Consider the following 20,232-nt stretch of genomic DNA (forward strand, 5'->3'; position numbering starts at 1 on the left):
ACCGACGTGACCACCTCCGGCCTGCCGCTCCGTCAACTCCTGATGTCCCTCGGCGAACCGCTGGTCGAGCTGCAGGCCGCCCCACAGGGGCTGGACGTCCCGGTGCGCGACGTCGCCATCCTCGACCCGGAGGACCCCCCGACCGCCGCCCCCGGCGAACTCGTGCTCGCGATCGGCGCCCGCGGCCGCGCCGCCCTGCCCGCCCTGCGCGCGGCCGGCCGGTCCGGGGCCGCCGCCGTCGCGGTCAAACTGGACGGCCCCGGCCAGGCCGACGCGCTGCGCGAGGCCGCCACCGACGCGGGCGTCGCCCTGCTCTCGGTGCGCCGGGAGACGCGCTGGGAACACCTCGACTCGCTGGCCCGGGCGATCATCGCCGGCCCGGACGCCCCGGACGCCGCCGGCGCCCCCGAGCCCAACGCGGGCGACCTCTTCTCCCTCGCCCAGACCGTCGCCGTGCTCACCAACGGCATCGTCTCGATCGAGGACACCTCGAGCCGGGTGCTGGCCTACTCCCGCTCCTCGGACTCCGACGAGGTCGACGACCTGCGCCGGCTGTCCATCCTCGGCTGGCAGGGCCCCGAGCCGTACCTGTCCAAGCTCCGCGAGTGGGGCATCTTCCAGCACCTGCGCAGCTCGGACACCCCGATCGCGGTCGAGCCGCACCCCGAGCTGGGCCTGCGCCGCCGCCTCGCGGTCGGCATCCGGGCCGGGGCGCAGCCGCTCGGCACCATCTGGGTCCAGGAGGGCTCCCGGTCGCTGGCCCCGCTGGCCGAGCAGGCCCTGGTCGGCGCCGCCCGGGTCGCGGCCGCCCAGCTGGTGCGCCGCCGCCGGGAGCTGTCCGCCGACGTCCGGCTCACCCAGACCCTGCTGACCGGTCTGCTGGAGGGTTCCACCGGCCCCCAGTCGCTCGCCACCCACCTCGGGCTGGACCTGCGCCGCCCGGCCACCGTGCTGGCCTACAGCGCGCACACCACCGACGCGCTGCACCGCTCCGACGTCACCGGCCTGATCTCGGTGCACACCGCCGCCCGGCACCGCGCCGCGCTGCTCGCCCCGATCGACTCCCGGGTGTACGTGCTGCTGCCCGAGCTGCCCCCCGGGCTGCCGATGACCACCGTGCGCGACTGGGCCTCCGAGGTAGTGACCGCCGCCCGTGAACACCTGGGGGTCCCGCTGCGCGCCGCGATCGGCTCGACCGTCGACGGCCTGGCCCAGGTCCCCGACTCCCGGGCCCAGGCGGACCGCATCCTCGACGCGATGGGCCGCGGCGGAGTGGACCTCGACGTCGCGGCGCTGATCGACGTCCAGGCGGAGGTGCTGGTCAGCGAGATGCTCGCGCTGCTCCAGGAGCGCACCGGCCTGCGCGACCCACGACTGACCGCGCTCACCGAGTACGACCGCCGGCACGGCACCCGGCTCGCCGAGTCCGTACTGGCCTGGCTGGACGCGCTCGGCGAGGTGCGGGTGGCCGCGGACGCCCTGCACATCCACCCCAACACCCTGCGTTACCGGGTGCGCCGCGCCGAACAGTTGACCGGCATCGACCTCGCCCAGCCGCAGCAGCGCCTGCTGGCGATGCTGCAACTGCGACTGCCCGCGGACGAGTAGTCCGCGGGCAGTCCACCGGTCAGCCGGTTCCGTCGGTCACACCTGACCGCTCATCACTCGCCGTAGCCCTGGCCGCGCTTGTGCTCGTTCAGCCGGCGCCACGGGCCGCTGACGGCCAGCTGGATGCCCGGGGTCTGGATGTTGGCGAACAGGGTCTTGCCGTCGTCCGAGAAGGTCACCCCGGTGAACTCGCTGAACTCGGGCTTCTCGGCGGTGCCGATGTTCAGCTCGTTGCGGGCGATCGGGAAGACCAGGCCGTCCTCGGTGGCGCCGAACAGGTGCGAGACGCCCTCGCCGTCCTCGGCGATCACGATGCCGCCGTACGGCGAGACGGTGATGTTGTCCGGGCCGTCGAAGTTGTCGTGGTCGCCCCAGACATCGCTGTTGACGCCCAGCAGCACCTTCAGGGTGATGGTGCGGCGGTTCGGGTTGTAGAACCAGACCTGGCCGTCGTGCTGGAGCGGGCTCTCCGAGCGGGCGAAGCTGGAGACGAAGTAGAAGCCGCCGTCACCCCACCACATGCCCTCCAGCTTGCGGGCGCGGGTGACCTCGCCCTCCTTGAACTGCTTGCGCACCGAGACGGTCTTGGCGTCGCGGTCCTGGACCTTGACCCAGTCCACGCCGTAGGTGGTGCCGACCTTGGTGGCGCGGGAGAGGTCGTCGATGAACTTGCCCTGCGCGTCGAAGACCTTGAAGGCCTCCAGCACACCGGCGTCGTCGGCGAGCTTGCGCAGCTTGTAGCGGCCGTGCTTGAAGTCGGCCGGCGGGGTCCAGCGGAACAGCAGGCCGTTCGGGTTCGAGGCGTCCTCGGTCAGGTAGACGTGGCCCTTCTTCGGGTCCACCACGACGGCCTCGTGCGCGTAGCGGCCGAAGGCCTTCACCGGCTGCGGGTCACGGTTGTAGTCGTCGTCGAACGGGTCGACCTCGAAGATGTACCCGTGGTCCTTGGTGAAGCCGTTCTTGCCGGCCTTGTCCTCGGTCTCCTCGCCGGACAGCCAGGTGCCCCACGGGGTCACGCCACCGGCGCAGTTGGTGGCGGTGCCGGCGATGCCGACCCACTGCTCGACCGAGCCGTCCCGCTTGGCGTGCACGACGGTGCAGCCGCCTGCCGCGCCCGGGTCGTAGACGTGGCCCTCGATCAGCGGCACCGGGTGCGGCCAGTTGGCGCGGGCACCGGCCAGCTCGTGGTTGACGACCATCAGGTTGCCGCCGTGCTCGTCCTCGAAGGCGGAGGTGCCGTCGTGGTTGCTCGGGGTGAACTCGCCGGTGCGCAGCTTGGTGACGCCGGCCCGGTTGAGGACCTTGTACGAGAAGCCCTTCGGCAGGGAGAGCAGGCCGGCCGGGTCCTGGACCAGCGGACCGTAGCCGACGGCGGTGCCGGCGGCCGAGTTGGTCCCGGCGGCCGCGGCGACCGGCGCCTCGCCGCCGACCGGCGCGGCGATCGCGCCCGGGGCGCTGGCCAGCGCCTCGGCGCTGCCGGCGATCAGCACGCCGGCCCCGACGAGGGTGGAACGGTTGACGAAGTCCCGGCGGGACAGCGACATGGCAGCAACTCCTGAGGATGAGCGGGGGCGTCGGTGCGGGATGCCGACGCCCAGCAGGCTCCGCCGGACGGGTGAACCCGACATGACGCCCACCTCACAGCCAGGCGGCCATTTGCCGACCGATGACTGTCACATGACCTCGGCTTTACACATGTCCCCGTCAGACAGTCAGACAGTCAGACCCGGAACGCCGCGGACCCACCCGGCCACACCCGCCCGACACCCCGTCAGCGCCGCGCCGTCCGCCACTGCTCCCAGGCCGACAGCCACAGCTGCTCGGCCAGCCGCTGCTCCTCCCAGACCCCCGCCCCGCCGCCGCCCGGCCGCTCCCGCCACAGCTGCGCCCACGCCCGCTGCGCCGGCAGGCTCGCCACCTCGCTCGCGAACACCGTGTACCGGACGACCTCCTCGACGGCCGCCTCGCCCTCCGCCGTGCCGACGAGCCAATGCGTCTGCTGGGAAAGCCGGTTGAGGTGGTTCACCATCGAGGTCACCGCCGCCGCGGCCTCCTCCCGGGTCTCGGTGGCCAGCCGCATCTGCTGGCGCACCGCCGCCTCCCAGCGCACCGCGCCGACCTCCCCGCGCAGCCCGCGCGGCAGCCTCGGCGTGCGCCCGACCCGCACCTGCGCCTCGATCGCGGCGGACTCGGCGACACTCTGCTCGATCAGCGCCCGGTGCGCCTCCATCCCGACCACCGGCGGCAGTTCGCGCTCCTCGACCGGAACGTGGCGGGCCCGCCGGGCGGCCAGGTCGCGCAGCAGCTCGGTGCGGCCGCGCAGGCAGCGCTCGAAGTCGCCGATCGACCCGAGCTCCAACGCCCCGGGGGCCACCCCGCGCCCGCACACCGTGACGGTCAGCCCGCCGACCCGCAGCCGCCCCGCCCACACCGGCTCCGGCCCGGCCGCCGCCGGGGCGCCGGGCTCCGGCACCGGCCGGTCCTCGTGCACCTCCACCGCGCAGGGCTCGCCGTCCACCGTGATCCATGCGCGCAACGCCCGCACCCGGCCCGGACCGTCGCCCTCGTCGACACCCAACTGCTCGTAGACGCGGTCCCGTTCGTCCTCGACCAGGTCCTCCAGCTCGGGCAGCTGCTCACCCCGGTCGGCGCCGGGCCGGTAGGTGCGCACGGTCACGTACGGGCCGGCCGCCGAACGCCAGTCACCGCACTGGACCTCGACCCAGCACAGCTCGCCGCCGGAGGTCTCGAAGGCGGCCAGCGCCTCACCGGCCGACGTCCCACCCGTCGGTGTCCCGTCCGCCGGTGTCCTGTCCACCGGCGTCCCGCCGGCCGGTGTCCTGTCCACCGGCGTCCCGCCGGCCACGCCGTACACCGGGAAGTCGGCCGCCGCCAGGGTCCTGCGGGAGAACTCCTCCTGAACGGCGAACCGGTCGGCGTGCTGCTCCGCCGGCTGATCCCCGGGCTGATCCGCGGACCGCCCGGCCGACCGGTCCGGTGCCCGGCCCGCGGGCCCACCGGCGAAACGGTCCTCCCGGACCGGCCGGTCCGGAGCCGGGGCGGCCCCCGGGGAGCCGGTGTTCCGCTTCTGGTGCCCGCCGCCGCTCTCCCGCACCATCCTGTGTCGCACCCCCGAGTCCTCGCGCCCGCACCGCTGACGCCACCTTACGTGGCCGCAGCTGCCGGGTCATCAGCTCCGCCCCCGGGCCGGGGTGGTGGCCGTGTCAGGAGCCCCGTTGTCAGCCGCCCTCCCTAACCTGGGCGGCATGACAGCACAGAACGACGCAGCACAGGACCGGACCGGACAGGGCACCTTCCCCGCCCGGATCAGCATCGTCACCCTCGGGGTGACCGACCTCGACCGCAGCGCCCGCTTCTACGAGGCGCTCGGCTGGAAGCGCTCCGCCGCCTCCAGCCCGGAGATCGTGTGGTTCCGCACCGCCGACTCCGCGCTCGGCCTCTTCCCCACCGAGGAGCTGGCCGCCGACGCGGGCCTGCCCGTCACCGGCGAGCCCTCCTTCCGCGGCGTCACCCTCGCGGTGAACCTGGAGTCCCCCGCGCTGGTGGACGCCGCGCTGCGGACGGCGGTGGAGGCCGGCGCCGTGGTGGTCAAGCCGCCGGTCCCGACCGACTGGGGCGGCTACTCCGGCTACTTCGAGGACCCGGACGGCCACCTCTGGGAGCTGGCCCACAATCCGTTCTTCCCCTTCACCGAGGACGGCTCGCTGGACCTTCCCTGACCGGGGCCCTCGGAGCACACCGTGGGGCCCCGGCACCCGGAGCGCACCAGGAGGCGTCGGCTCCCGGAACACCCCGAGAAGCCCCGGCTACCGAAGCACACCGTGAGGCCTCAGTTCCTGGAGCGCGCCTTGAAGGCCGCCTTGCGCGCCTCCTTGGCCAGCGCCCGGTCCGGGTGCAGCTCCCCGATGGCCTCCAGGACGTCCGCCGTGTACGGGTGGTCGACCCGCCACAGCTCGCCGAACCACCCGGCCGGATCGCCGTTCACCGGCAGGTCGGTGATCAGTTCGCGCAGCAGCTCGGCGTCCCCGCCGTTGTCCAGCAGCTGGGCGGCGAAGGTGTCGACCACCGTCCACAGCGCCATCGCCCGGTCCGGCACCGGCACGTCCGTCGCCCCCTGCGCGGTCAGCCAGGCCCGTGCCGCACCGCCCAGCTCCGGGTCGTCCATGACCTCCCGGACGGCCGGCGCCGCGTCCGGCCCGAGCAGGTTGAGCGCCGAGACGCAGAGCATCCGGCGCAGCGGGCCGTAGCCGTCGGCGCCGCGCGCCGCCGCGAGCAGTTCGCGCGCCGCCGCCACCGGCTCGCGGTCGGCGGTCCACACCCGCAGCTCCTCCTCGGGGAGCACGTTGGCCGACTCGCACACCCCGCGCAGCAGCTCGGCCGCGTCCCCCTTGGCGAGGTCGCCGACCAGCGGCGCGTCGTAGCCGTCCTCCAGCAGCCACTGCCGGATGCCGTACTGGCCGAGCGGGGTCAGCCGGACCAGCCCGAACCGGGCCGACTCCTCCTCGTCCAGCGGCTCCTCGCCGACCACGGCGGGCTCCTCCCCGTCCTCCTCGTCGAACAGCTCGGGGTCGATCGGGCGGTACTCCAGCAGGCCGAGCTCGGCGAGGTCGCCCAGCATCGGGTCCAGCGCGACCATCACGTCGGTGATGTCACCGAGCAGCTCCTCGCTCGGCTCCTCGCCCTCCGGGACCACCAGCAGCGCGGCCAGCACGCCCAGCGGCACGGTCTCGTTGCCCGGCTCGGCGAAGGCGGTGGTCTCGTAGAGCACCTGCAGGGCCTCGTCCAGCAGTTCGGCGGCCTCGTCGCGGGCCTCCTCGACCTCGGAGAGCGCGTCCTCGTCCTCCTCGACCTCCCCGGCGGGCTCGGCGCCCTCGCCCGCCCCGCCGAGCCCGGTCGGCTCGCCCTCGGCCTCCTCCGGGACGGAGTCCGCCTCGACGGCCAGCTCCCGGACGATCCCGGCGGCGGTCAGCCACAGCTCCAGGACGGTCTCCGGGTCGCCCTGCTCGGCGGGCTCCAGGTCCGGGCCGGGGACGGCGACGTGCTCACCCTCCGCGGTCGTGCCGAGTTCCACCAGGTCCAGGTCGCAGGCCAGCGACCAGGCCCGCAGCGCCTCGACCTCGGCCTCCTCGGGCACCTCGCCCTCGGCCGGGGCCAGGCCCAGCAGCCGGGCCGCGGGCGCGCGGTCCTCCTCGACCAGGTCCCCGAACTCGTCCACCGCCCGGTGCGGGGCGGCCCAGCGGGCCAGCGCCAGCGCGTACCCGAACATCGGTACGGCCTTCGCCTGCTCGGCCAGTTCGCGCTCGGCGGGCAGCTTCACCGGCGGGACCAGGACGGCCGCGTCGTCCAGGTCCTCGTCGTCCAGCCCGTGCGCGGCGAACGCCCCGTAGAGGTCCTGCAGCTCCAGGTCGGCCGGCAGCACGGCCTCGGTGCTGCCCTCACCCGCCGGAGCCCCGGTGTTCTTGCGACGTCGTCCGGCCATCGTTGTGCGCTCTCCCTCAGCCAGCGGTCAGCCAAACAGCGCCGCGTACCGATCCACCACCTCAGCGTATAGGTCGGGCACCCCCGATGCCCGGCCGTGTGGGGCGCGTCCAGGGGCGCGCGCCGTGGGCGTACGCCTACCCTTTATCCTTCGGTCTGGTACCGCGCACACCCCGCGCGTGCCACCGGGGCAACGAAGCCCACCGCCCTCCGCCCGACCCCGGGCCGGAGGGGCCCTCTTCAGCTCACCTCGCCCCACCAGGGAGCCCTCACCCGCGGCCACCACCACAGCGCCTCCGGACGGGCGCGCCGGCACACCCCGCCGACCCCGGTGGTGCCCGGCCACAGGAGACCCCTGCCATGGCGGACCTCTCCCCCGCCGGCTCCGGCCTGCGCACCGCGCAGCTCGACGGACGCCGACTGTCGGAGGCCCTGCTTCCCCTGGAGCTCGCGCCTCGCGCCCAGCTCCAGCTCGCCACGATCAGCCGCTGGAACGCGCTGCGCGGCGTCCGCGTCGGCCTGGTGGCCGCCGCCCTGCTGCTGATGCTGATCGGCGCCAACCTCGCGACCCCGATCTACTCGCTGCTCCAGCAACGGCTGAACCTCACCGCGCTCGACACCACGGTCCTCTTCGCGGTCTACGTGTTCGCGCTGATCCCGGTGCTCGCCGTCGTCGGCCACTGGTCCGACCACCTCGGCCGACGCGCCCTGATCCTGCCCGCCGTCGCGCTGTCCGCCATGGGCGACGTCGTGTTCGCCACCGCCGGCAGCTTCTGGCAGCTCGCCGCCGGCCGCGCCGTCCAGGGCATCGCGGTCGGCCTGGCCACCGGCGCCGCCGGAGCCGCCCTCGGCGACCTGCTGCCCGACCGCCCGACCCTCGCCGCCAAGATCACCCTGGCCTGCTCGGCGGGCGGCGTCGCGCTCGGCCCGGTCGTCGGCGCCCTGCTGGCCGGCGGCTCCGACCCGCTGCTGACGCCCTTCCTGCTGCACGCCATCGCCCTGGTGGCGCTCTGCGTGCCGCTCGCCCTCCTCCACCCCCGGATGCCCGGCCGCAACCGCCCGCCGGCGTCGCCGCCCCGGATCACCACCCCGGCCCACCTGCGCCCGCAGCGCCTGCGCCTGCCGCGCACCGGCCGCCGGGAGTTCCTGCTCGCCGCCACGGCCGGATTCGTCTCCTACGCGGTCTTCGGCGTCTACCTCAGCCTCGCTCCGGCCTTCGCCGCCAACCTGCTGCACACCGACTCCAAGCTGGTCGGCGCGATCGTGGCCGCCCTCCTGCTCGGCTCCTCGGCCGCCACCCAGCTGGTCGTCCCGCCCACCTCGGACCGCGTGGTCACCGCCCTCGGCATGACCGGCCTGGCCACCGGCCTCGGCCTGGTCGTCGCCGCCGGGTACACCGGCACCCCCGCGCTCCTCTTCATCGGCAGCGTCCTCGGCGGCATCTCCCAGGGCGTGGCCTACCGCTCCCTGTTCACCGGCGCCGTCGCCGCGATGAACCCCGAACGCCGGGGCTCCGAGCTCAGCTCCCTCTGGGTCATCGTCTACCTCGGCAGCTCCGGCCCGATCATCGCCCTCGGCGCCCTGGTCCAGCGCTACGGCCTCCTCCCCGCCATCAGCGGCTTCACCGCCCTCGCCGCCGCCCTCTGCGCCGCCCTGGCCCTCGCCATCGCCCGCAAGCCCAAGCCGACGGCCTGACCCCACCCCACGAAAAACTGCCCGGGACTTCCGAAGAAGTCCCGGGCAGCGTCGTTCGTCCATCCGCGGCGCCCACCCATCCCCACTTCGCCCGCCGCCGGGTGAACACCCGCGCGCGATCTGCTTCGCTGAACAGGTTCACCGCCGTTCCCCACCATCCACCCCCCACCCGCCTACCGGCGGGTGCCCGCCCCGGGCCTGGCCGCGCGCCGCCCGGCCGGGCGGCGCGCGGCACAGAAGAAGCAGGGCGACTGACGGTCAAACATCCGCGTGTACTCCCAGACGCCGCCGACCCAGGCTCAGCGGATCGGGCGGATCATCGCGGTCAGCCGGGGCGAGTCCGGAGAGGGCTGTTGAGCGTTGAACGCCTGGTAGCCCCAGGTCTCGTAGAGCCGCTGGACTTTTCCGTCCCCGGCGAGCGGGTTGACCAGAAGGGTGACACGGCACTCAACGCGGCGGCGCAGCAGGCCGTCGTGGATCCGGCGGGCGGCCCCCGTGCCGCGCCAGCGGGTCCGGACGCCGATTTCCTTGATGGCCAGAGCCGGGGCCTCGGTGTAGCCGTCAGGAAGGGGCTCGGTCATCCGCTTCCAGTATCGGTCGCCCGCCTCGATCGTGTTGCCATAGGCGTAACCGACCGGTACCTCGCCGTCGTAGCCGAGGACGATCTCGAAGCCGGGCTCGGTGGCATGCCGGTCGAGGCGTTCGGCGAACACGTCGACGCGGTAGTTCGGCAGGTGCAGCAGGGGGGCCCGCACATCGGCGTACACGTCCAGCAGGTCCTGCCGGGCCTCGGGGGGCAGGGTGGTGTGGTGGCGGAGTTCAATGGTCACGCGGTGGTCCTCCAGCTGTTGTCGGCGTATGCCGTCCAGGTGCGGTCCGGGTCACTGCCGTCGGCCAGCTTGTGCAGCGAGGTGCCGAAGGCTGCCAACATGCGGGTGACGCGGGGGTGTGCGAAGTCCTCGGCCGGGACGGACATGGCGGTGACGACCGCGGGCTCAAGATCGCCCTGCCCCAGCTGGGCGCGGGCAAGCCGGACGGTGGTGATCGCTCGGGACCTCTGCATGGTGTCGCGCCGCTGGGCGATGCTGCGGTGCGCGTGCGCTTCCGCATCCTCCCAGTTCCCGGCCGCGAGGTGAGCGGCAAGGGCGAGCGAGTCGAGTTCGGACTGGTCGTAGAAGGCGGTGATCCACACCGGTCGGGAGACGTCGAGGTCGGCTCGATTGAGGGCGTCCTGTGCGTGTCCGATGGACCGGCGGACTGCGTTGGAGTCCCCGGTCAGGCCATGGATCGCCGCGTGGCGGGCGTGTCCGAGAGAGGCGAACAGCGGGTCGCGTCGGGCGATCGGTAGGCTGCGGGCGACCTCATTGGCGGCGAGCGCGTCGCCTGCCTGCCCGAGGTGCCGGTACAGGCTGCCCGCGTGGGACCAGATGCGGAACTGGATGCCGGAGTCGCCGGACATCGCAGCGAGGGTGGCAGCCTTTTGATGGTGCTCGAGGGCTGCGTCGAAGCGACGGCCATCGATCGCGGCCCACATCGCCGAGGACATGAACGATGCCGCGCACGCGTACAGCTGGGCACGAACCCGCTGGGTCGCGGTGCCGTTCTTCTGCAGGTCGAGGGCTTCATCGGCGAGCACGGTCGCCCTGGTCTCGATGCTGAGCCGACCGCCGTGGCGGTGGTCGCTGGCGATGACCTCGGCGAAGCGGGCCTGCAGTCTCCGCACGTCATCGACGCCGATCCGGCCACTCGATGCCACGGCAGGGGGGCTCGTGAGCACGGTCACGGCCGCACCTCCGGCCGCCGCTATGAAGTCGCGTCGCCTCACGTCGTCCTCCGGTGTGGTGCGGGCCCGCCCGGTCGGGACGAAGCCCAGGTCTTCGGGCGTACATGCGAATACTGCCCTGAGTGCGAGGCGGATCTTCAACGGCGGCCACCGGGTCGCACCGGTCAGCCAGTTGTGCACCGTGCGCTCTGACACGGAGCCGAGCTTCCCCGTGAGGGCCCTGATCTCGGCGTTCACTTCGCGCGCCAACTCGGCCTTGGTCATGCGGCGTTCGGACATCCGAAGGCGGAGCGGGACATTGGCCAACATGAGGTCAACGTAGTCGTGTTGTCACGTGCTGTGCATGGGGTCAGGTAATGGGACGGTCAAGTTTTCCGGCTGGAATGGGACCAGAGCCCCAGCAACTTTGCCTCACCGACCGGCCTGTGACTGTCGTTCACTGATTGCACACCGCCCGCCCCGTGCGGCCCCGGCGCAGGATCCCGCCCCGTGAACGGCCCTGCGCCGGCTCAGTCTCCACCCTTGGAGGAGCAGCATGTTGCACTCCCCGGCCCGGTATCGGCGCCGCATCGCCCGTCGTCCGAGAACGGTCGTTGTCCAGGCTGACTCTTTCTGCAACCTGGACTGCACCTACTGCTACCTGCCCGACCGCAAGCGGCGGGCACCGATGTCGGTCGCGATCGCCGAGGCGGTGGCCCGCTCCGTCGCCGAGTTCGCCGATACGACGTCACCGGAGCCGGTTGAGGTGGTCTGGCACGCCGGTGAGCCGCTGGCCGTCGGCCGCTCGCGACTCGCGGAGTTGTTGGCCCCGTTCGAGCCGTTGCGACAGGCTGGGTTGGTCGAGCACTCGGTGCAGACCAACGCCGTACTGATCACACCGGCCTGGTGCGACTTCCTCACCGCGTACGGGTTCCGCGTCGGGGTGAGCATCGACGGCCCTTCCGCCCTCAACCGTCGGCGCGTGGACTGGACCGGACGTCCTGCCTTCGAGCGGATCATGAAGGGCATCGGGTGTCTGCGCGAGTACGGCGTACGGTTCTCGGCGATCGCGGTCGTCACCGCGGAGAGCATCGACGCCCCGGAGGGCCTGCTCGACTTCGCGGCCGACCTCGGCTGCCACACGGTAGGTCTGAACATGGAGGAAAGGGAAGGCGTCAACACCGACCGGGCGGTCCCGACGCCCGAGCAGGCCCGCGAGTTCTGGCGCCGCACCATCGCCTGGTCACGTTGCAACCGCGACCTGACCATCCGCGAGATCGACCGACTCGGCGGCTATCTGCGGGATCTCCGCGACGGACACCGAACCGCCCGGGACCGTGTGTTGATCGACCCGATCCCGACCATCGCCTCCAACGGCGACGTCGTCCTACTGTCGCCCGAACTCGCCGGGATCACCGATCCGGCCTACGAGGACTTCCGGGCCGGCAACGTCCTGGAGCGGGGCATCGGCTCGATGCTGGACCACGCCCACCGCCTGCGCTATGTGCGCGAGTTCCTGACCGGCTTGGACGCGTGCGAGGCCACCTGCGACGTCTTCGACTTCTGCCGAGGGGCCCAGGCCGGCAATCGCTACTTCGAGAACAGCCGCCTGGACACCACGGAGACGAACTACTGCCGCGTGTCCCGACAGGCCCTGGTCACTGCCCTGTCCGATACCGTCCAAAAGGAGAAAGCCACATGACCCTGCTCGAACTGCTGGCCGCCAGCAACACCGCCGTCGTCGCCGACCTCACCGGCGTCGTCACCGTGACCGACCCCACCGCCGGGCCGTTCGACAACCGGCCCACCTGGGACAACAACGGACCGAAGTTCGACAACCGGCCCACCTGGGACAACTGGTCGAACAAGGGCAAGTAGCGCCACCCCCGAACCTCCCGGGCCCGCACCAGCGGTGCGGGCCCGGCCCGACCCTCGAGAGAGCGGAGCCCCTCATGGACAGCGTCACCTTCGGCCGTGTCACCGTGACCCTGCCCCACCTGAACGAGCCCGGCCTGTACCTGTCCAACGTCAGCACCCTCGACTCCGCCCGGGGCATCGTCCAGGACTTCCAGTACGGTGACGCCGACCTGCGGGACCTGGATCTGGCCGAGACCCGCCTCGTCACCGGCCGCGTCTCCAACCTGCGGGTCGACCGCATGCAGCTCGACCAAGTCCGCCTCGAATCCGTCGAGTTCGACACCTGCGACCTCGCCGCCGCCCGCATCACCGACAGCAAGCTCTCCCGGGTCGTCTTCCGCAACTGCAAGATCATGGGCGCCGGGCTCATCGGCGGGACCCTGGACAACGTCCTCTTCGACAACTGCAAGCTCGACTACGCGACCTTCGAGCGGATCCGCGCCACCGGCGCGGTCGTCTTCTCCAAGTGCGCGCTCACTGAGGCGTCGTTCACGGGTTGCGACCTCGGCGGCGCGGTCCTCGACACCTGCAACCTGCGGCTGACCGAGTTCGGCCGGGGCAAGTACCAGGGCCTCGACCTGCGGGGCAACGACCTCACCACGCTGCGGGGCGTCGCCAACCTCGGCAAGGTCCTCATCGACCGCACCCAGCAGGCCGAACTCGCCGAAGCCCTGGTCACCGAGCTGGACGTGACCTTCGCCGACAACCTCGACGACCGGTAGACCCAGCCCGGGAGGAATCCGCGTGACTCTCGCCATCGCCCACACCGATCCAGCCGCCCTCATCGCCAGGTGTGACAGCACCGGCGTCCGCACCGCTCGCGGCGAGCCCGACTACGAGGACGGGGCCGTTCTCCCGGCCGGCCCCTGGCAGCCCCTCACCGCCGTGCTGGCGGCAGGACTCCGCCCGACCGAGCGGAGCGTCGACAGCACGCTCGTGGAACTGGTGAAGCTGCCCGACGGCCCACCACCGGCCACCCTCGCCACCCTCGCCGAGCAACTCGGCGACCCCGACGCCGTCCACCTCGGCCAAGCCAGGAGCCCGGCCAAGGCCCTCACCACCACCCCGAATCACAAGGGCGGCCGCCGCATCGGCCTGCACATCGACAATTGGGACAGGCTCCAATACCAGGTCAAGCACACCGGTCGCCGACGCCTGTGCTTCAACCTCGGCCCCGGATCCCGCTACCTCCTGCTCGGCGGCCTCGACATCCGCGCCGTCTGCCGCGATCTCCACGCCGACCCCGAGGACCGCTATCCGCACACCGACGACCTGCGGGCCTACGCCGCCCTCGGGTTGCCCCTGCGCGTCTTCCGGCTGCGGATCGACCCCGGCGAGGGCTACATCGCCCCCACCGAACTACTGCCCCACGACGGCTCCACCGAGGACCAGCCCCAACCGTCCACCGCCGCGTTCTGGCTCGGCCACTGGCCACGCGGCGTCCTGGCCTCGCTGATCTGACACCGACCCGTGCGAGCGTTCCGCTGCCCGTGATGGTGGCAGCGCCGCGTCCGATCCCATTCACGTAGGAGAACTCCATGGCTGCTGCGCCACCGCAAAGCCCCCGTCCGATCACGCCTCGGCAGCCGACCGGCCCGACCTTCGACCAGGAGCTGTGCGGGCTCGTGCTCGACACCGCGCCCCGTCTGTTCGCCGTCGTCCAGGTGTACAGCGAGGGCCTCCCGGACGTCGACGGGTGGATCGTGGCCTGGGGGGTCGCCGACCACAGCGGGCGAGCGCACGTGATCAGCATCGACGGGCAGGCGCGCATGACCCTCACGTCTCCTGATCGGGCCTTGCGCCATTTCACCAGGCGACCGGGGATCACCGCACGGCTGGTCTGGCTCGCACAGCCGAGCGCAGCAGAAGTGGATCGGACCGAATCCGCCTGACCTTGACCTGCTGGCGCGAGCGGGCCGTGATGGAGGCGGCGGGTTCGAGTCTTGGGGGCGACCCAACCGGGTGGGCCCGCACTGGTCACGCACTGAATGTCGCGAACGTCTCACATTGCGTCAAGTGCCGTGGTACGTTCCGTAGTCCAACCAAAAACAGGGCGACCCCGGCGGTGCTGGAACACCCCGGGGTCCGGCACCAGGAGTCCAACCTCCCAATGCGCGTCCATCGTAGCGCCCACGTGCGCGACTTCACCGTGCTACCCAACCGCGTGCTGCAGTACCGGCGGCTCTCCTACACCGCCCGCGGCCTACTCGCGGACCTCCTCTCCCGCCCCGACGGCTGGCGTGAGGACGGCCGACACATGGCCGACACCAGCCCCCAAGGGCGCGGCGCCGTCCGCAAGGCCCTGAAGGAGCTGACCGAGGCGGGCTACTACCGCGTCGAGAAGATCCGCATGCCGGACGGCACGATCCGCACCGAGACCCACGTCTACGACACCCCGCAGCTCGCGCGGCCGAGTGCCACCCCTCCGGCGTCCGGTGGAGCGAGCACCGGTCGCGCAGTCGGCTCTGTAGTAAAGAACCGGCAGCAAGAACCCACCCTCCCACCACCTCCGGATTCCGAAGAGGTCCGCGAAGCGGTCGCCACCCTGTTCCGGGTGATCCGGCCCGAGCCGCGTCTGCGCCTCGGCGAGGCCGAGGCCCGGGAGTTGGCTCCCCTCGTCGCACAGTGGCTGCAGCGCGGCGCGACCCACGCCGACCTCGCCCACGCCCTGCTGCCGGGCCTGCCCGTCCCGATGCACTCGGCGGCCTCAGTGCTCCGCTACCGCCTGGAGCACAAGATGCCTCCCGCCCAGCCCACCACGCGGCCACCGGCCCGGTACGCCGAGTGCGCCACGTGCCACGACCCCGTGCCCCGACCGGGCATCTGCCGCCCGTGCGCCGGCCTGACGGCCCGAACCCCCACGGCCGGCCAGGGCGCGGACGTGGCGGCCGCAGGTGCCGCCCGAGTCCGAACCGCCCTGCGCTCCGCACTGGCCGGCAGTCGGCCCGCACAACTCGCCGCCTGAGACACGCTGTCCCCACCGGTCCGAAGGGGCTACACAATCAGCGCCGCGTGCCGCCCACCTCGGACCGCATGGTCACCGCCTCGGCATGACCGGCCTGGCCACCGGCCTCGGCCTGGTCGTCGCCGCCCGGTACACCGACCGGCACCCCCGCGCTCCTCTTCATCGGCAGCGTCGTTCGTCGTCCGGCGGATCTCAGACGCTTCAGGACTTCCAGGCCCCGGTCACGATCTCGACGCCGAACGGCTCCGGCAGCCGGACGGACTCGCCGAACTTCCACTCCCCGAGCACCTCGTACGTCCCCTCGCCCCGGTCCGGCTCCCCAAACAACGTGACACCGGACTGCCGCGGGTCCCGGTCCACCAACAGGTAGTACGGCACCCCGCCCCGGGCGTACCCGTTCCACTTGGTGGACCTGCCCGGCCTTCCGAACGCCGGGCGGCGGTCGTCACGGGCGTTGGACGAGGAGGTCACCTCGACCACGAGACCGATCTCGTGCGCGTGAAGGTGCAACACCTCTTCGGCACGCTTCGCCGCATCGGTGTCCCGGTCCACGATCACCATGTCGGGGATGTAGCCATCGCCGATCTCGACCAAGTCCAGGTTGACCGCCTGAACCGCCCTCCACCGGAATCCCGCATCAGCGAGCCGGGCGGCCAGGAACGCTTCCTGGATGTCCGAGAGAATCCCTCCATGGGCGTAGACCGGCGCCGGTGACACGACGAACTCCCCTCCGACGACCTCGACCCGCGTGCCGTCGTCGGGCAGTCGCAGGTGGTCGGCCAGCTCTCCGCGGACCCACATGGCGTACGCCGAGTCGGGCAACGTCCAGTGTCCGATCGCTTCCACAGCCATCACGTCGCTCCTTCCGAGGTCGCGGCACCAGCCTGGCCGCCTGGTCGCAGATATACCACTGCCGCGCAAACGTTTCCCTCGAAGGAGAGGTTTGCACAGCAGCAAGTTGACGGCATGGTCTGCGGACGATGGCGCGCGACTGACCGGGCCGGCGCATCAGGCTTCTCACGCCGGGTGGCGGCTGGAGCCATCCGGGTCGAGGCGGAGAACGACCTGCCGGTCCCAGCGCGTCCTTCATCACCGGTCAGTCGTTGCACGTCAACGGCGGCGGGCTCCTCCACTGACCCACCCCACACCACCGAGACCATCGCGACAGGAAGAGACCACCATGCAGCACCGCGTCCGCGCCATCCTCCTCACCCCGAACAACACCACGCTGCTGATCAAGCGCATCCGCCCCGGCATCGACCCGTACTGGGTGATCGTCGGCGGCAAGATCGAGCCGACCGATGCCAGCCCCGAAGAGGCCCTGCTGCGGGAGGTCCGCGAGGAAATCGCGGGCGAGGCGGAGATCGTCGGCCTCCTCCACACCATCGAGACGGACGACGAACGTCAGGACTTCTACCTCGCCACCATCGAGAAGTGGAGCTTCGAGAACCGCACCGGCCCCGAGTTCAGCCAAGAAGGCCGAGGCGAGTACATCCTCGAAGAGATTCCCCTCACCGCCGGATCCCTCGACACGATCAACCTGCTCCCCCAAGAGATCGATGCGGTCCTCCGCGAGGTGGTCGGACGAGGGAATCGGACCGGTGGCTTCATCAGTGCACCGACCTACTGCCCGGAGCCCTGAGCGGCTGTCGCCGCGCGCCGCCGGGCCGGGCGGCGCGCGGCGAAGGCAGGGGCGGGCACCCGCCGGCAGGCGGGTGGGGGGTGGACGGTGGGGAACGGCGGCGAACCCGCGCAGCAAAGGGGATGCCGCGCGGGTGTTCCCCGCGACGGGCGAAAGGGACCCGGACACACCACTGCCGCGCGACCCCGTGGGTGTCGCGCGGCAGCAGGTTGACGTCAGAAAGACCTCAGACGTTGAAGCCGAGCGCGCGGAGCTGCTCGCGGCCGTCGTCGGTGATCTTGTCGGGGCCCCACGGCGGCATCCAGACCCAGTTGATGCGCAGGTCCTGCACCAGGCCGTCGGTGGCGGTCTTGGCCTGGTCCTCGATGACGTCGGTCAGCGGGCAGGCCGCCGAGGTGAGCGTCATGTCGATGGTGGCCACGTCGGACTCGTCGATGTGGATGCCGTAGATCAGGCCCAGGTTGACGACGTCGATGCCCAGTTCGGGGTCGACGACGTCCATCAGGGCCTCGGTCAGGTCCTCGACCGAGACCGTGCCGGCGGTGGTGCCGACGATGACGCCGGGCTGCTGCTCCTCCGCAGCGGAGGCCTCGGTGCCGGCGGTGGTGGTGCTCTCGTCACTCATGGTCTTGTCCTCCTCTACGGGTTCAGTCGTTCACGGCGGGGTTCTGGGCGAGCGCCTGGGCGGTGGCGTCCTTCCAGGCCATCCAGCTGAGCAGGGCGCACTTGACCCGGGCCGGGTACTTGGAGACACCGGCGAACGCGACCGCGTCCTCCAGCACCTCCTCGTCGCCCTCGCCCTGCCCCTTGCTCTGCATCAGCTCCAGGAAGGCCTCCTGGACCGCCTGCGCCTCGCCCACGGTCTTGCCGACCACCAGGTCGTTGAGCACCGAGGCGCTCGCCTGGCTGATCGAACAGCCCTGCGACTCGTACGAGACGTCGGCCACGGTGGCGCCGTCGAGCTTCACCCGCAGGGTGATCTCGTCGCCGCACGTCGGGTTGACGTGGTGCACCTCGGCGTCACCGTCCCGCAGCCCCTTGCCGTGCGGGTTGCGGTAGTGGTCCAGGATGATGTCCTGGTACATCGAGTCGAGCTTCATGGTCGTCCTGCCCCGTCCCGTCAGCCGAAGAAGTTCCGGACGTGGTGCAGGCCGTCGATCAGCGCGTCGACCTCGCCCGGCGTCGAGTACAGATAGAACGACGCCCGCGTGGTCGCCGGAATTCCGTACCGCAGGCAGACCGGCCGCGCGCAGTGGTGGCCGACGCGCACGGCGATGCCCTGCTCGTCCAGCACCTGGCCCACGTCGTGCGGGTGGATGTCGCCGAGGGTGAAGGAGATCGCCGCGCCGCGGTCCACGGCCGTGCGCGGGCCGATGATCCGCAGCTCCGGGACCTCCAGCAGCCGCTCGACGGCGTACTCGGTGATCGCGTGCTCGTGCGCCGCGATCTTCTCCATGCCGATGTCCTGGAGGTAGTCGATGGCCGCGCCGAGTCCGACCGCCTGGGCGATCGGCGGGGTGCCGGCCTCGAACTTGTGGGGCGCCGGGGCGTAGGTGGACGAGCCCATGGTGACGGTCTCGATCATCTCGCCGCCGCCGAGGAACGGCGGGAGGTCCTCCAGCAGCTCGTGCCGGCCCCAGAGCACGCCGATGCCGGTCGGGGCCAGCATCTTGTGGCCGGTGAAGGCGACGAAGTCGGCCTCCAGCGCCTGGACGTCCAGCACCATGTGCGGCGCGGCCTGCGAGGCGTCGATGACGACCAGCGCGCCGACCGACTGGGCCTTGCGGACGATCGTCTCGACCGGGTTGACCGTGCCCAGCAGGTTGGAGACCAGGGTGAAGGAGACCACCTTGGTCTTCTCGGTGATCAGCTCGTCGATGTTGGACAGGTCGAGCCGGCCCTCGTCGGTCAGCCCGAACCACTTGAGCTTCGCACCGGTGCGCTGCGACAGCAGCTGCCACGGGACGATGTTGGAGTGGTGCTCCATCTCCGTGATGACGATCTCGGATTCGGCGTCCACCCGGTAGGGCTCGTCGGCCCAGCCGAGCATGTTGGCGACGAGGTTGAGCGACTCCGAGGCGTTCTTGGTGAAGATCACCTCGTTGCGGCTCGGCGCGTTGACGAACGCCGCGACCTTGTCCCGGGCGCCCTCGTACAGCGCCGTGGCCTCCTCGGCGAGCACGTGCACGCCGCGGTGGACGTTGGCGTTGTGCCGCTCGTAGTAGGCGGTCAGGGCTTCCAGCACCTGGCGCGGCTTCTGCGAGGTGGCCGCGTTGTCCAGGTAGACGAGCGGCTTGTCGTCGTGCAGCACCCGCTGGAGGACCGGGAAGTCCTTGCGGATGGCGTCGGTGTCGAGCAGTCCCGTGAACGGATGGGTCACTCGGACGCGCCCCCCTTCACATACGCCTCGTAGCCCTCTTCCTCCAGCTTGTCGGCCAGCTCGGCGCCGCCGGACTCGACGATGCGGCCGCCCGCGAAGACGTGGACGTGGTCGGGCTTGATGTACCGCAGGATGCGGGTGTAGTGGGTCACCAGCAGGGTGCCGACCTCGCCGGTCGAGCGGACCCGGTTGATGCCCTCGGAGACGATCCGCAGCGCGTCGACGTCCAGGCCGGAGTCGGTCTCGTCGAGGATCGCGATCTTCGGCTTGAGGAGCTCCAGCTGGAGGATCTCGTGGCGCTTCTTCTCACCGCCGGAGAAGCCCTCGTTGACGTTGCGCTCGGCGAAGGCCGGGTCCATCTGGAGGGCGGCCATCGCCTCCTTGACCTCCTTCACCCACAGCCGCAGCTTGGGGGCCTCGCCGCGGACGGCGGTGGCGGCGGTGCGCAGGAAGTTGCTGACCGAGACGCCGGGGACCTCGACCGGGTACTGCATGGCCAGGAAGACGCCGGCCTTGGCGCGCTCGTCGACGGACATCTCCAGGACGTCCTCGCCGTCCAGCAGCACCGAGCCGCCGGTGACGGTGTACTTGGGGTGGCCGGCCAGCGAGTAGGCCAGGGTGGACTTGCCGGAGCCGTTCGGGCCCATGATGGCGTGGGTCTCGCCCTGCTTGACGGTCAGGTCCACGCCCTTCAGGATCTCGCGCGGGCCGTTCTCGGCGTCCACGGAGACGTGCAGGTCGCGGATTTCAAGGGTTGCCATGTG

General features: G+C 71.7%; 20 protein-coding genes. 10 read left to right on the forward strand and 10 right to left on the reverse strand.

The window, feature by feature from the left end; translation table 11 throughout:
• Window positions 1-6: 6 nt before the first annotated feature.
• Complete coding sequence (locus tag ACGF13_RS24385; protein WP_392878451.1) at window positions 7-1,608, forward strand: PucR family transcriptional regulator; 1,602 nt, start codon at window positions 7-9, stop codon at window positions 1,606-1,608.
• Window positions 1,609-1,661: 53 nt separating this feature from the next.
• Here ACGF13_RS24385 and ACGF13_RS24390 read toward each other — a convergent pair whose 3' ends face one another.
• Entirely contained in the window at window positions 1,662-3,152 is a 1,491-nt protein-coding gene (locus ACGF13_RS24390; protein WP_392878453.1) for an alkaline phosphatase PhoX, read from the reverse strand.
• Window positions 3,153-3,379: 227 nt separating this feature from the next.
• Window positions 3,380-4,738, reverse strand: coding sequence for a hypothetical protein (locus ACGF13_RS24395; RefSeq protein ID WP_392878455.1), 1,359 nt, complete (start codon window positions 4,736-4,738; stop codon window positions 3,380-3,382).
• 136 nt (window positions 4,739-4,874) lie between these two features.
• On the opposite strand from ACGF13_RS24395, the gene ACGF13_RS24400 reads away from it, so the two are divergent.
• Complete coding sequence (locus tag ACGF13_RS24400; RefSeq protein WP_392878456.1) at window positions 4,875-5,348, forward strand: VOC family protein; 474 nt, start codon at window positions 4,875-4,877, stop codon at window positions 5,346-5,348.
• A 110-nt stretch (window positions 5,349-5,458) separates the two neighbouring features.
• Here the strand turns inward: ACGF13_RS24400 and ACGF13_RS24405 are convergent, their stop codons facing one another.
• Entirely contained in the window at window positions 5,459-7,108 is a 1,650-nt protein-coding gene (locus ACGF13_RS24405) for a hypothetical protein (RefSeq protein ID WP_392878458.1), read from the reverse strand.
• Between the two features lie 359 nt (window positions 7,109-7,467).
• On the opposite strand from ACGF13_RS24405, the gene ACGF13_RS24410 reads away from it, so the two are divergent.
• A complete protein-coding gene (locus ACGF13_RS24410; RefSeq protein ID WP_392878460.1) occupies window positions 7,468-8,802 on the forward strand; it encodes an MFS transporter in 1,335 nt (444 codons plus the stop codon).
• Between the two features lie 299 nt (window positions 8,803-9,101).
• Here the strand turns inward: ACGF13_RS24410 and ACGF13_RS24415 are convergent, their stop codons facing one another.
• Window positions 9,102-9,626: a GNAT family N-acetyltransferase gene (locus ACGF13_RS24415; protein ID WP_392878849.1), complete on the reverse strand. Its 525-nt coding sequence runs from the start codon at window positions 9,624-9,626 to the stop codon at window positions 9,102-9,104.
• Between the two features lie 2 nt (window positions 9,627-9,628).
• A complete protein-coding gene (locus ACGF13_RS24420; RefSeq protein WP_392878462.1) occupies window positions 9,629-10,894 on the reverse strand; it encodes a helix-turn-helix domain-containing protein in 1,266 nt (421 codons plus the stop codon).
• 229 nt (window positions 10,895-11,123) lie between these two features.
• On the opposite strand from ACGF13_RS24420, the gene amcB reads away from it, so the two are divergent.
• The 6 genes from amcB to ACGF13_RS24450 all read left to right on the forward strand — a co-directional run bounded on the left by amcB (window position 11,124) and on the right by ACGF13_RS24450 (window position 15,446).
• Window positions 11,124-12,266: a cyclophane-forming radical SAM peptide maturase AmcB gene (gene amcB, locus ACGF13_RS24425; RefSeq protein WP_392878464.1), complete on the forward strand. Its 1,143-nt coding sequence runs from the start codon at window positions 11,124-11,126 to the stop codon at window positions 12,264-12,266.
• Window positions 12,263-12,442 carry a multiple cyclophane-containing RiPP AmcA gene (amcA, locus tag ACGF13_RS24430; RefSeq protein WP_392878466.1) on the forward strand — a complete coding sequence of 60 codons (180 nt, stop codon included), beginning with the start codon at window positions 12,263-12,265 and terminating at the stop codon, window positions 12,440-12,442. The genes amcB and amcA overlap by 4 nt, the downstream gene beginning before the upstream one ends.
• Window positions 12,443-12,516: 74 nt before the next feature.
• On the forward strand, window positions 12,517-13,203 hold the full coding sequence (locus ACGF13_RS24435) for a pentapeptide repeat-containing protein (protein WP_392878468.1): 687 nt from the start codon (window positions 12,517-12,519) through the stop codon (window positions 13,201-13,203).
• Window positions 13,204-13,225: 22 nt separating this feature from the next.
• Window positions 13,226-13,942 (forward strand): hypothetical protein, encoded by a 717-nt coding sequence (locus ACGF13_RS24440; RefSeq protein WP_392878470.1) that lies wholly within the window; start codon window positions 13,226-13,228, stop codon window positions 13,940-13,942.
• Window positions 13,943-14,019: 77 nt separating this feature from the next.
• Window positions 14,020-14,373, forward strand: coding sequence for a hypothetical protein (locus ACGF13_RS24445; RefSeq protein ID WP_392878472.1), 354 nt, complete (start codon window positions 14,020-14,022; stop codon window positions 14,371-14,373).
• 218 nt (window positions 14,374-14,591) lie between these two features.
• Window positions 14,592-15,446, forward strand: a complete 855-nt coding sequence (locus ACGF13_RS24450; RefSeq protein ID WP_392878473.1) for a hypothetical protein — start codon at window positions 14,592-14,594, stop codon at window positions 15,444-15,446.
• A 201-nt stretch (window positions 15,447-15,647) separates the two neighbouring features.
• Here ACGF13_RS24450 and ACGF13_RS24455 read toward each other — a convergent pair whose 3' ends face one another.
• Window positions 15,648-16,298, reverse strand: coding sequence for a Uma2 family endonuclease (locus tag ACGF13_RS24455; RefSeq protein ID WP_392878476.1), 651 nt, complete (start codon window positions 16,296-16,298; stop codon window positions 15,648-15,650).
• 328 nt (window positions 16,299-16,626) lie between these two features.
• On the opposite strand from ACGF13_RS24455, the gene ACGF13_RS24460 reads away from it, so the two are divergent.
• Window positions 16,627-17,088: an NUDIX domain-containing protein gene (locus tag ACGF13_RS24460; RefSeq protein ID WP_392878478.1), complete on the forward strand. Its 462-nt coding sequence runs from the start codon at window positions 16,627-16,629 to the stop codon at window positions 17,086-17,088.
• A gap of 226 nt (window positions 17,089-17,314) precedes the next feature.
• Here the strand turns inward: ACGF13_RS24460 and ACGF13_RS24465 are convergent, their stop codons facing one another.
• The 4 genes from ACGF13_RS24465 to sufC are packed head-to-tail and all read right to left on the reverse strand — an operon-like array spanning window position 17,315 to window position 20,229.
• Window positions 17,315-17,713 (reverse strand): metal-sulfur cluster assembly factor, encoded by a 399-nt coding sequence (locus tag ACGF13_RS24465; protein WP_392878480.1) that lies wholly within the window; start codon window positions 17,711-17,713, stop codon window positions 17,315-17,317.
• A gap of 22 nt (window positions 17,714-17,735) precedes the next feature.
• Complete coding sequence (sufU, locus tag ACGF13_RS24470) at window positions 17,736-18,188, reverse strand: Fe-S cluster assembly sulfur transfer protein SufU (protein WP_380455912.1); 453 nt, start codon at window positions 18,186-18,188, stop codon at window positions 17,736-17,738.
• A gap of 20 nt (window positions 18,189-18,208) precedes the next feature.
• Entirely contained in the window at window positions 18,209-19,468 is a 1,260-nt protein-coding gene (locus tag ACGF13_RS24475) for a cysteine desulfurase (protein ID WP_392878483.1), read from the reverse strand.
• The gene (gene sufC, locus ACGF13_RS24480; RefSeq protein ID WP_392878485.1) at window positions 19,465-20,229 is read right to left on the reverse strand and encodes a Fe-S cluster assembly ATPase SufC; all 765 of its coding nucleotides are present in this window, start codon (window positions 20,227-20,229) and stop codon (window positions 19,465-19,467) included. The genes ACGF13_RS24475 and sufC overlap by 4 nt, the downstream gene beginning before the upstream one ends.
• Between the last annotated feature and the right edge of the window lie 3 nt (window positions 20,230-20,232).

Origin of the sequence: Kitasatospora sp. NPDC048286, from assembly GCF_043201735.1 — a bacterium.
In the GTDB taxonomy this organism is placed as follows: Bacteria; Actinomycetota; Actinomycetes; order Streptomycetales; family Streptomycetaceae; genus Kitasatospora.

What these genes read in the sequence shown, in the direction of transcription:
- ACGF13_RS24390 (WP_392878453.1), bottom strand. Translation starts at nt 3,152, where the DNA reads ATGTCGCTGTCCCGCCGGGACTTCGTCAACCGTTCCACCCTCGTCGGG.
- ACGF13_RS24435 (WP_392878468.1), top strand. Translation starts at nt 12,517, where the DNA reads ATGGACAGCGTCACCTTCGGCCGTGTCACCGTGACCCTGCCCCACCTG.
- ACGF13_RS24405 (WP_392878458.1), bottom strand. Translation starts at nt 7,108, where the DNA reads ATGGCCGGACGACGTCGCAAGAACACCGGGGCTCCGGCGGGTGAGGGC.
- ACGF13_RS24400 (WP_392878456.1), top strand. Translation starts at nt 4,875, where the DNA reads ATGACAGCACAGAACGACGCAGCACAGGACCGGACCGGACAGGGCACC.
- ACGF13_RS24410 (WP_392878460.1), top strand. Translation starts at nt 7,468, where the DNA reads ATGGCGGACCTCTCCCCCGCCGGCTCCGGCCTGCGCACCGCGCAGCTC.
- ACGF13_RS24460 (WP_392878478.1), top strand. Translation starts at nt 16,627, where the DNA reads ATGCAGCACCGCGTCCGCGCCATCCTCCTCACCCCGAACAACACCACG.
- amcA (WP_392878466.1), top strand. Translation starts at nt 12,263, where the DNA reads ATGACCCTGCTCGAACTGCTGGCCGCCAGCAACACCGCCGTCGTCGCC.
- ACGF13_RS24455 (WP_392878476.1), bottom strand. Translation starts at nt 16,298, where the DNA reads ATGGCTGTGGAAGCGATCGGACACTGGACGTTGCCCGACTCGGCGTAC.
- ACGF13_RS24420 (WP_392878462.1), bottom strand. Translation starts at nt 10,894, where the DNA reads ATGTTGGCCAATGTCCCGCTCCGCCTTCGGATGTCCGAACGCCGCATG.
- ACGF13_RS24465 (WP_392878480.1), bottom strand. Translation starts at nt 17,713, where the DNA reads ATGAGTGACGAGAGCACCACCACCGCCGGCACCGAGGCCTCCGCTGCG.
- sufU (WP_380455912.1), bottom strand. Translation starts at nt 18,188, where the DNA reads ATGAAGCTCGACTCGATGTACCAGGACATCATCCTGGACCACTACCGC.
- ACGF13_RS24445 (WP_392878472.1), top strand. Translation starts at nt 14,020, where the DNA reads ATGGCTGCTGCGCCACCGCAAAGCCCCCGTCCGATCACGCCTCGGCAG.
- sufC (WP_392878485.1), bottom strand. Translation starts at nt 20,229, where the DNA reads ATGGCAACCCTTGAAATCCGCGACCTGCACGTCTCCGTGGACGCCGAG.
- ACGF13_RS24450 (WP_392878473.1), top strand. Translation starts at nt 14,592, where the DNA reads ATGCGCGTCCATCGTAGCGCCCACGTGCGCGACTTCACCGTGCTACCC.